The organism is Ideonella azotifigens, from assembly GCF_006519715.1.
GTDB lineage: Bacteria > Pseudomonadota > Gammaproteobacteria > Burkholderiales > Burkholderiaceae_C > Ideonella > Ideonella azotifigens.
On record NZ_VIDT01000176.1, the window covers coordinates 1 to 8883 of the forward strand.

General features: G+C 64.7%; 6 protein-coding genes. 5 read left to right on the plus strand and 1 reads right to left on the minus strand.

The window, feature by feature from the left end; genetic code table 11:
- From FKP22_RS12840 to FKP22_RS12860, 5 genes are all read left to right on the plus strand, one after another.
- Positions 1-1590, plus strand: a 1590-nt coding sequence (locus tag FKP22_RS12840; RefSeq protein WP_141287883.1) for a type VI secretion system Vgr family protein, incomplete at its 5' end; no start/stop codon positions are given.
- A 6-nt stretch (positions 1591-1596) separates the two neighbouring features.
- Positions 1597-2460, plus strand: a complete 864-nt coding sequence (locus FKP22_RS12845) for a DUF4123 domain-containing protein (RefSeq protein ID WP_141287884.1) — start codon at positions 1597-1599, stop codon at positions 2458-2460.
- Between the two features lie 29 nt (positions 2461-2489).
- A complete protein-coding gene (locus tag FKP22_RS12850; protein WP_141287885.1) occupies positions 2490-5462 on the plus strand; it encodes a T6SS effector BTH_I2691 family protein in 2973 nt (990 codons plus the stop codon).
- A 2-nt stretch (positions 5463-5464) separates the two neighbouring features.
- Positions 5465-6451 (plus strand): DUF6708 domain-containing protein, encoded by a 987-nt coding sequence (locus FKP22_RS12855; protein WP_141287886.1) that lies wholly within the window; start codon positions 5465-5467, stop codon positions 6449-6451.
- 398 nt (positions 6452-6849) lie between these two features.
- Entirely contained in the window at positions 6850-7824 is a 975-nt protein-coding gene (locus tag FKP22_RS12860; protein ID WP_141287887.1) for a hypothetical protein, read from the plus strand.
- Here FKP22_RS12860 and FKP22_RS32015 read toward each other — a convergent pair.
- Positions 7821-8883 (minus strand): hypothetical protein (locus FKP22_RS32015; protein ID WP_170200877.1); only part of this gene is annotated, 1063 nt, incomplete at its 5' end. The genes FKP22_RS12860 and FKP22_RS32015 overlap by 4 nt on opposite strands.

Genomic DNA, 8883 nt, shown 5'->3' on the forward strand with positions numbered 1-8883 from the left:
ACGGTGCATGGCACGCAGACGGCGCTGGTAATGGGCGGCGGAGGCAGCAGTGGCCCGGTGATGACCGACCGCGACGGCCGCGTGAAGCTGCAGTTCCACTGGCAGCGCGGCGCGGGCGCCAGCCACCGCCTGAGCCACCCGGCCGGTGACGACAACGCCCCCGCCAGCGACGCCAGCTTCACCTGGGTGCGCGTGGGCCAGGCGCAGGCCGGCGACAACCATGGCGCGGTGTTCATCCCGCGCGTGGGCCATGAGGTGGCGGTCGCGTTTGTCGGCGGCGACATCGACCGCCCGGTGGTCATCGGCTCGGCCTACAACGGTGAAGGCACGGCCGATGCGCAGGCTAACCAGGTGGCCGCGGGCGCAGCCGGTGCAGTCGGCAATGCGCCGGCCTGGTTCCCGGGCGAAACGGCTGCGGGCGACCGCCAGGGCCACCAGCACCCGGCCGTGATGCTGGGCCACAAGAGCCAGGAGTTGGGCAGCAGCGCCAGCGGCTTTGGCGGCTACACGCAGCTGGTGTTCGACGACAGCCCCGGCGCCAACCGCATCGAGCTCGGCGCCAGCACCTTGGGCAGCCGCTTGCAGCTGGGCCACCTGATCCAGCAGGACGACAACCAGCGCCTGGCCCCGCGCGGCCATGGCCTGGACCTGGCCACTGCGGGGCACGGTGCGCTGCGCGCCGGCAGTGGCCTGCTGGTCAGCGCCCATGCCGAAGCGCCCAGCACCGCCGGTGGCCTGCAATTGCAATCACGCGACCCCTTGCAGCAACTGCAAGCCGCGCAGGACCTGGTGCACACGCTGGCCGAGACGGCGCAGGCCCACCTGGCCAAGCTCAAGGACGAGCCCGACGTGCAAGGCGCCAAGCCGGAAGACACGGCCAAGCAGTTGCCGGCAGAACAAGGCATGCAGGCGCTCAACGAAAGCCTGGCCGCCACGGACAGCCGCCAGGGTGGTGCCAACCCGGCCAGCTCGGACGGCACCGTGGCCATCGAAGGCGGCTGGGGCAGCGTGCCCGCCTGGGGCAGGCCCGAGCTGGTGCTGGCCGCGCCCGCCGGAATCGGCCTGTTCACGCCTGCCCACGCCATCACCAGCAGCGGCGCCAACCTCACGCTGTCGGCCGGACAGGACATTGCCAGCATCGCCCAGGGTCACCACAGCATGGTCGCCAACGGCGGTGTCGTGCTGTTCACCCATGGCAAGGCCAACAACCCCAACAAGCCCAACGCGGAAACAGGCCTTGCGATCCATGCCGCGACTGGCAGCTTGCAGGCCAGTGCAAATACTTCGACCGCCAGTCTCGCCGCGAGCCTGTCTGTCGAAGTGGTGAGCACCACCGCGAATGTGCTGATCGGCGCGCCGAACCATGTGCTGCTGACCGCGGCGGGGGCGGCACTCGACATCCAGTCGGGGTCCATCACGCTCAAGGGGCCGGGGAAGGTGGAGTTCAAGGCGGCACAAAAGAATCTGACTGGACCAAGTTCGATGCAAGCCAATGCCCAACTCGCCAAACCCGCCGAGGTCAAGCTGTGCGAATTCCGAATGCACGGCGCCAACGCGTCCGGTGCGGCTCTGGTCGCCGCGGGCAATTGACCGGCGATGACGGTTGACCTGCCTGTCCTCGACCATCGCGTTCTGCTCGCGCAAGACTTCGCGTTGCTGAACCCGTCCGATGTCGATGAACCAATGTGGATCGCGCTCGAGGCCCAGCCGCTGGGCACCGAGCAGTTCGAATGCGACGCGCGCCTGTTGCCGCGACTGGCCTGCCTGCGTGACATCCCGCTGGCGTTGCGGCTTGAATGCCTGGACCTGGCCGAAGCGCGCATGGCCCAACAGCTGCCGCCCCTTTTCGGCGCCTTGCTCGAGACCAGTGAATCGTTCGCCAGCCTGAAGGCCCGCCTGGGCCGGCAGCTGCTGCTGCGGCTAGAACGCAGTTCCCGCTCCTATTTTTTCCGCTACCCGGACCCGCGCGTCTTCCAGCACCTGCCACGCATCTTCACCGATCAACAGCTTGATGGCTTCATCTGGCCAGCTCGGGCCTGGACCTGGTTCGATGGCCTTGCCCGAACTTGGCGGCGGCGCAGTGTGGCGAATCGCCCGGCCACCGGCCTCCGCCCGGTGCTGTCGCTTGCCCAGATCGACGCGCTGGCCCGCCTGGACCTGCTGAACCGAACCGCCCTGAAGCTGCAGGCCGACGAGTTGCTGCCCGCCCCGCCCTCGCCTGAGTCGCTCGACCAGCTGGACGATCTCGTGCGGCGCGCCATCGTCGACGAGGCGCTCGCCGACCCGGACGACCAGATCCAGTACGCAGTGAATGCGGTGAAGTTCGGGGCCGACGTGCACGACGTCGAGGCCGTGCGCCGGCTGCTCGGGCAGGTCAGGGCCGGAGAGCAAAGCTACCTCGCGGGGATGCAGGAACTGGCAGACGCGGGGCAGCTGGCGCCTTTAACCACCCGCGGCTGAACCGCCGTCGGGCCAGAAAGCAAACGAACATGTCCACATTCAAACCCGGCTGGTACGAAGTTGCGAGGGATCCCAAGACCGGCAACGTGAAGTGCTGGCACTTCACCTCGCCAACCTCGGTGACCGCCGAGTGCCACCTGACCCCTGGCGGCCTGCAGATCCTTCACTGGACCACCAAAACCCAGGGCCATGAGAAGGGCATGAGTGCGCGCTGGCAGGCGTCGTACAAGTACCTGCCCAGCGAGGCTGGCGGGCAATGGGACAACCAGAACGCCAGCCAGTCCGCGAAGAAGGCCGGCGCGGCAGCGGCGGCGCCCGCACGGTCGCCATGCGACGACTTGAGCAACAAGTGCGACCTGTGTGATCGAAGAGGGCTGCTGCTGTTCCCCGCCCTCTACGCCGTGGCGCGCACGGATGTGATGCTGCCGCAACCCGTCCCACCGCTGCGCGCGCCGTTCGGCGCCGGCTTGGCAGCGTATGCGCTGCCTCCAGCACTCACCCAATACACCCTCCGCACCGTGCGGCCCGGCTACCTGTACCTCTTCAACGAAAAGCTGGGGGATGCCGGCTGGAAGGGATACCAGGTCAGCGCCAAAGGCTACCTCTTCGAGTTCAACCTGGATCAGGCAGCCCCTCCTGCCGATGCCCCCCAGGGCGAACCCTGCGGCCGGCGGCCCGGCGCCCAGGCGGCGCGGTGCATCGCATTGCCGAACGCGAAGCACATCGGCAACGTGTACCTGACCTTCTCGGACACGCCCTGGACGCCAGCCACGTTGAAGGCCTACAAAGCCAACCAGGACAACCGTCGTAGCTCGATGCGGAAGATCGACGCCCGCGCCTGGGTGGACGGCAAGGGGGCCACGACCCAGCCCCACGTTGGCTCGCCGCTTGCGCACCTCGATGCGGTCGCCGAATTCAGCCAGCAGTCCAACAATGTGCTGGCCTGGTTTTCCTCAAACCTGCCACATCCCGCATTTTCGGACTCGCTGACGCGCTTCGAATCGCTAGCGATGACAAAGGATGGCTTCGTGCAGGCGCTGTCCAAGGTGTCCGATGGCGTACCGCCCATGATGGTGGCGCTCGATGACCCCACGGGCATCGCGGCAGACCTCAACCAGCAGATCCTGAACCGGTTGGTGGCCTGGTACGAACAGCCCGAACGGCGATGGAAGCGCGAGTCGGCACAAACGGTTGAAGTGCTCCGGCTCGCGGTGCAGAACGGCGCCGTCGAAAGCGCACGCGACTCACAGCAGACCGCAGGGGGGATCCTGCTGTCCATCATGCCCGCCCACGCGGGGCCGTTCATGCGTGGAAGTTCAATCCCAGAGAAGTACGGCAATCTCCGCTACATCTCGGAAGAACGTCAAGATGTCATTGGTGCCGAAGAATGGGAGAAGGATCACGTCCGCCTGTACCGAAAAACCGCCGTCGACAATTACCTGAACACGGAGTTTCCAAAGGAGTTGTCGGATTTCGAATCACAGGTCGTCCGCCCCTTGGATGCCATCTATCGCAAATGGCTGGAGAGCGACGCGATGGCCCAGTATTTCCAATACAACTTCGATCCGGCGGACCCGGAGAACGGCGAGGCCTATACGCTGAAGCTCTCGGTTGTCCTGAACGATGCCTCCGGCCGGCGTGGCGTATGGGAGTTCATCTCGACTCAACTCGAACAAGATCCGACCCAGGCCCGAAGCCTCATCCTCAGGGCGCTGATGCTCAACCAGGACGCTGCCCTCAAGGAGTGGACGCACAACGCCTCTGGCGATGGCGGAGATGGCAAGGCCATGCAGCTCGACCCGTTCAAATGGGACAAGATCGCGGAGAAGACATGGGGCAGCTTCAAGAAGTTGGCCAAAATCGATCACTACAAGGCACCGGTCACGACCCCGACCGCCATGAACAAGTCCATGAACGCCGTGGTACGCCTGACACAGCAAGTGGCCGGCCCCATGCTTCACAAGATCGGCATTGCATTCGACAACGCAGCCGCATGGACAGCCGCAAAGTTGCCGGAAAAGCGATTGATGGCGCTGCTGGGCTCCCTCGCAAAGGCGGGAAATCCCAATCTCGTGCTCATCGACATGCGTGCGGTGACCACCCGAAAGATGGCTGTAAGGCGACTGGCGGATGCCATTGCAGAATACTCTGGCAAGGAGAGCAATCAATATCGCACGAAGGTCAGAACCATACTGGATGAAGCCGAGGAATTGAGAGGTACAAAATATGCGTACAACGCGATTGCGCTCGTGGACAGAGTAGAGGCGGAAAGCTTGAAGGAGTACGCTTCACGCAGCCTGCGAAGCACGCGGGACGAACTCGTCGCAGGCCGTGTGCTGCAACTCCGGCAGGCGAACGACATGCTGGAATCGGGCATGCGCAACATGTTCGCGCGGGACGTGAAGATCAACATCGCCGCCAGTTTCTTCATCGCTCTCACGTTACGAAGCGCCTACACGGACATGGCAAAAGCCCATGGGTCCGAGAAGACGACAAAAATGGTTGCCTTCGCCGGTGCCATTGCATCGCTCAGCGGCGCCATCATCGAATCGGTCGGCGGAGCCCTTCAAGCCACGTCGTGGGGCGCCCAGAAACTGGGGCAGCCGGTGAAATTCCTGCTCAACAACTTGGACACCCGTGCCAAGTTGCTGGGCTATGGTGGCAAGGTGATTGGGGCTGTTGGGGGGTTCATCAGCGGCGCCTTGGCGCTCAAAGAAGGGTATCAGGCCCTGGGTATCAGTCCCACCTACGGAAGTATCGTCATTGCACTGGGGTTGTTCTCCATCGTCGGCGCCATTCTGACTTTGATCGGCTACACCGGCCCTTGGGGGTTCCTGCTATCGCTGGTGGTTGCAGCCATTTATCTGGTAGTCGGGTACTTCAAGCCAACCAAAGTCCAAAAGTGGTTGCACAAGTCATACTGGGGAAAACATGAAGATGGCGATGGATTCCCTTCACTTGCTGAAGAACTCGAGGCATTGAAGGCCTTAAGCGAGACTTGACAATGTACAGCGGATGGTTTCAGCCATTTCCACATGGCGAGCGCGTTTCGGGCGGCGAAGAAGATCGCGAACTCCTTCGTGGTCGCCGTTACTCCCGGAGTGATAATCATGCAAGTTTGATTCGCTTCAACTCCACTTTCATAGAGATCATTGATCGCCAGTTCAGGCAGCGCGGCATGATTGCCACACTGATGTGCCTACTCGCTGTGGTGCTTTTCGTCGGTTTCTGGGTTGCATCTGCAATAAAGTTGGGCTTTACTGATTGGGACGGAAATAGCCTCCTGGGGCACCAAGTCTTCTTAGCGGTTATCTTCTGGGGCAGCGGTATATTTCTTAGTAAATTAATCCTTCTCAAGGATTTTTTTACATTCACCTATTACCCTATCCGCTTTAATCGCAAGACACGCATGGTGCATGCGTTCCTCAGCAAGCGTGATGGCGGGGTGGTCAGTGTCCCGTGGGATCAGGCCTTTTTCCATATCGGCCGTGCCAATGGCGACGAGACCTTTCTGCGGGACCTCCGCTGCCACGTTTGCGATGCTGATCGGAAGATCCTGCATACCTTTGCCGTGGGGCATTATTTCGACGCTGACGAAAAGATCGAGGAGATCTGGGAATTCATCCGGAGGTACATGGAAGAAGGCCCCGAGCATGTGTTCGAAGATGCTTCCGAGCAGGCTCGCGCCGTGGCCCCCGATTTGCAAGTTCCCTTGCGCCGCATTGACCTGTCTGTCCGAACGTCTTGGCGGAACTGTTTCGACTGGGTCGTGATGGCAATGCCCGCCTCCTGGTATGAAGCCCGCTACGCTCTGTCACCGCTGTATGCGCCGCTGGCGCTCTGCCGCTGGCTGGTCTTCAAGAGCTGCAAGCTGCCCACCTGGCCTGCGTCCATTGAAGCCGAGAGTCAAATCGAAGAGAACGACCCGTTCCGGTTGCCTGAACCGCCGGTTCATGCGGCTTGGGGACCGCGGGCGGTACTGCAAGGCTGACAGGCCACTAGAGGCTGGTCATCGAACCCTGGCTGGCCGTGTGCTGGCCCACCGGGTCGATCAGCCAAGCCGACAAGGACTTTGCGCTCGGCGCTGTACCGTCAAGCCAGCCCGGGCGGCCAATGGCAGGCTGTCGAGTGGAACGATGCTGCCGTTCCGACGAACTGGCTGGAGGCCGCCAGGGAGATTGCCGTCCAGCGGGCCTTGCCCGGCCTCGCCGAGGCGAAGAGCCCTGCCTCTGCAGCGGCGCATTGATCGCGTTCGATCAGACCAGGACACAAGGGAGAGACGACGCACGGACAAGCCCCACCGCCGCGAGGTGAGCACCGGTTGGTCCTGCCGGCTTTCGCGGCCAAGCGACAATGGCGACCTGTTCCGCCCCGGGCCCTTGGCTGTCCATGCCCATCGACGACTACGACTCCAGCTCACTGGATTCTTCGCAAGACTCCCGGCTGACGCCCCGGCCCACCACGGTGCGCCAGACCCCGCGAGCCTGGCTGCCCCATGCGCTGCTGGTGGTGGGTGCGCTGGCCGCTGCCGCCACCGTGTTCTGGTTGCAGACGCAGCGCCACCATGTGCCCATCCGCATCGAGGCCGACGAAGTCATCGAAGCGGTGATGCAGCGCAACTATGGTGCCTACTCTGCGGAGCAAAAGGGCTGGCTGTGGACCGGGCCGCAGCAGGTGCACTACCTGATGCAGGTGGTGCAGCAGGCCAAGGTGGGGCCGGAAGACGGCGCGCAAGGTGACGACGAGCTGTATTTCGTCGCCGCCGGCACGCCGCTGCGGCCCACCCAGGCGGAGCCGGCGCTGACCGGGCTGTTCCAGGTCAAGGGCAACATGGCCAAGCGCGACGGTTCGCTGCTGGAGGTCAGCACGCCACTGCGGCAGGAGCAAGGTGCCAGGCCATTGCAGCCGCAGGACGTGAAGTTCATGGCGCTGGGCGCCAAGACCTGGGGCTGGGTGCTGACCACGCACTACGACGCCAAGGCGGCGGACAAGCCGGCGGCGACCTGGCAGGTGGTGATGGCGCCGCACGAGGTCGACATCGCCGAGCTGGTCCGCTTCCCGGCCTCGCTGGCAGACGGCCCTGGCAGCGCATGCGAACCCACGGCAGGCCAGGCCGGCACAGCGGTCACCGAAGCCGACGGCAAGGTGGACGACGAGGAAACGGCTGCAGCCGAAGAACAGCGGCGCTGCAGCCACGCCCGCTGGACCTACCGCGCCGGCCCGGTGCCGGCCAAGGGCTTGTTGAGCTTCAGCGTCACGGGCGGCGGATTGGTCAATGGCGAACAGCGGCCGCAGAAGACCTGGGAGCTGGCGTTCGATCCCAAGCGCTTCCGCTATGCGTTGCCGGAAGACCTGAGCTTCTAGCTCGCAGCGCTGGCGGCCGGATCGATGTTGTCGATCACGATCTGCATCTCGATCAGCGGCACCGGGTAGGCCATCTCGCAGCGCCAGCCGCGGAAGCGTTGGCCAGACAAGCCTGCGCGCTGCAGCGCCAGGGCCAGCGTGTCCTGGTGGTCCGGCACGCCGGCCAGCGCCCAGGGCTTGCTGTCGTCGGGCATGCCGTGCGGCAGGGGGTCGATGGTGGCGCTGAGGTTGAGTTGCCGGTAGTGCCGATGGGTCGGGTCCGGTGGCGCCAGCGGCACGCCGGTGGGGCCGGGCAGGAAGAAGGTGATGCGCGGGCGGGCCCGCGGCCACAGACTTTCGGCCATGAAGACGTCGCGCACCAGGCGGTGGCACGGGGTGTGCAGCATGTAGATGCGCAGGATCTGGCTGCTGGCGGCATCGTCCAGCTGGTGCCCGCGGTCGGCGCGGAAGGCAGTGGTCAGCGGACTGGGGATGGCAGCACTGTCGCCGGGCAGCACGAAGGTGTTGATGCGCCCTTCACGTTCCAGCTGCAGCGCCGGCAGCGGCTGGCCGCTGGCTTCGGCGAGGATGAAATCGGCCGCGTCGTCGGTACCGGGCCTACCTGCCAGGCTGCGCATGCGCGGCTCCTCACCATCGGGCGCGACCTCGTCCTGCACATGCAGGCTCAGCAGCGGCACCGCAGTGCCGGGTGTGACCCGCTGCAGGCCGATGCGGCGATGCACTTCGATGAAATCGAGGTGCCGGCCGTCCGGGCTCGGCACGATGAACAAGGCGGTGCTGACGGTCTCGGCGTAGTGGCCGAACAGAAAGGACACGGCCTTGAACGAGGCCTGGCGGGCCATGTGCTCGCGGCGGGCGCGCACGTCTTCCTCGTTGGCGCCGAGTTGGGCATCCAGCCCCTGGCGACCACCGGGCAGCCGGTCCAGCAGCGACTGGAAGGCGTCGATGGCCGCGGCCAGCGGGCTGACCAGCGCCTCGTCGGCATGGCCCTGGGCACCGTCGATCAGCATGCGCAGCCCGGTGGGCGATGGCAGGCGGTGCAGGAATTCGGCGTCGGAC

Excerpts from the sequence above, each read along its gene's own strand:
- FKP22_RS12845 (WP_141287884.1), top strand. The coding sequence starts at position 1,597 with ATGACGGTTGACCTGCCTGTCCTCGACCATCGCGTTCTGCTCGCGCAA.
- FKP22_RS12850 (WP_141287885.1), top strand. The coding sequence starts at position 2,490 with ATGTCCACATTCAAACCCGGCTGGTACGAAGTTGCGAGGGATCCCAAG.
- FKP22_RS12855 (WP_141287886.1), top strand. The coding sequence starts at position 5,465 with ATGTACAGCGGATGGTTTCAGCCATTTCCACATGGCGAGCGCGTTTCG.
- FKP22_RS12860 (WP_141287887.1), top strand. The coding sequence starts at position 6,850 with ATGCCCATCGACGACTACGACTCCAGCTCACTGGATTCTTCGCAAGAC.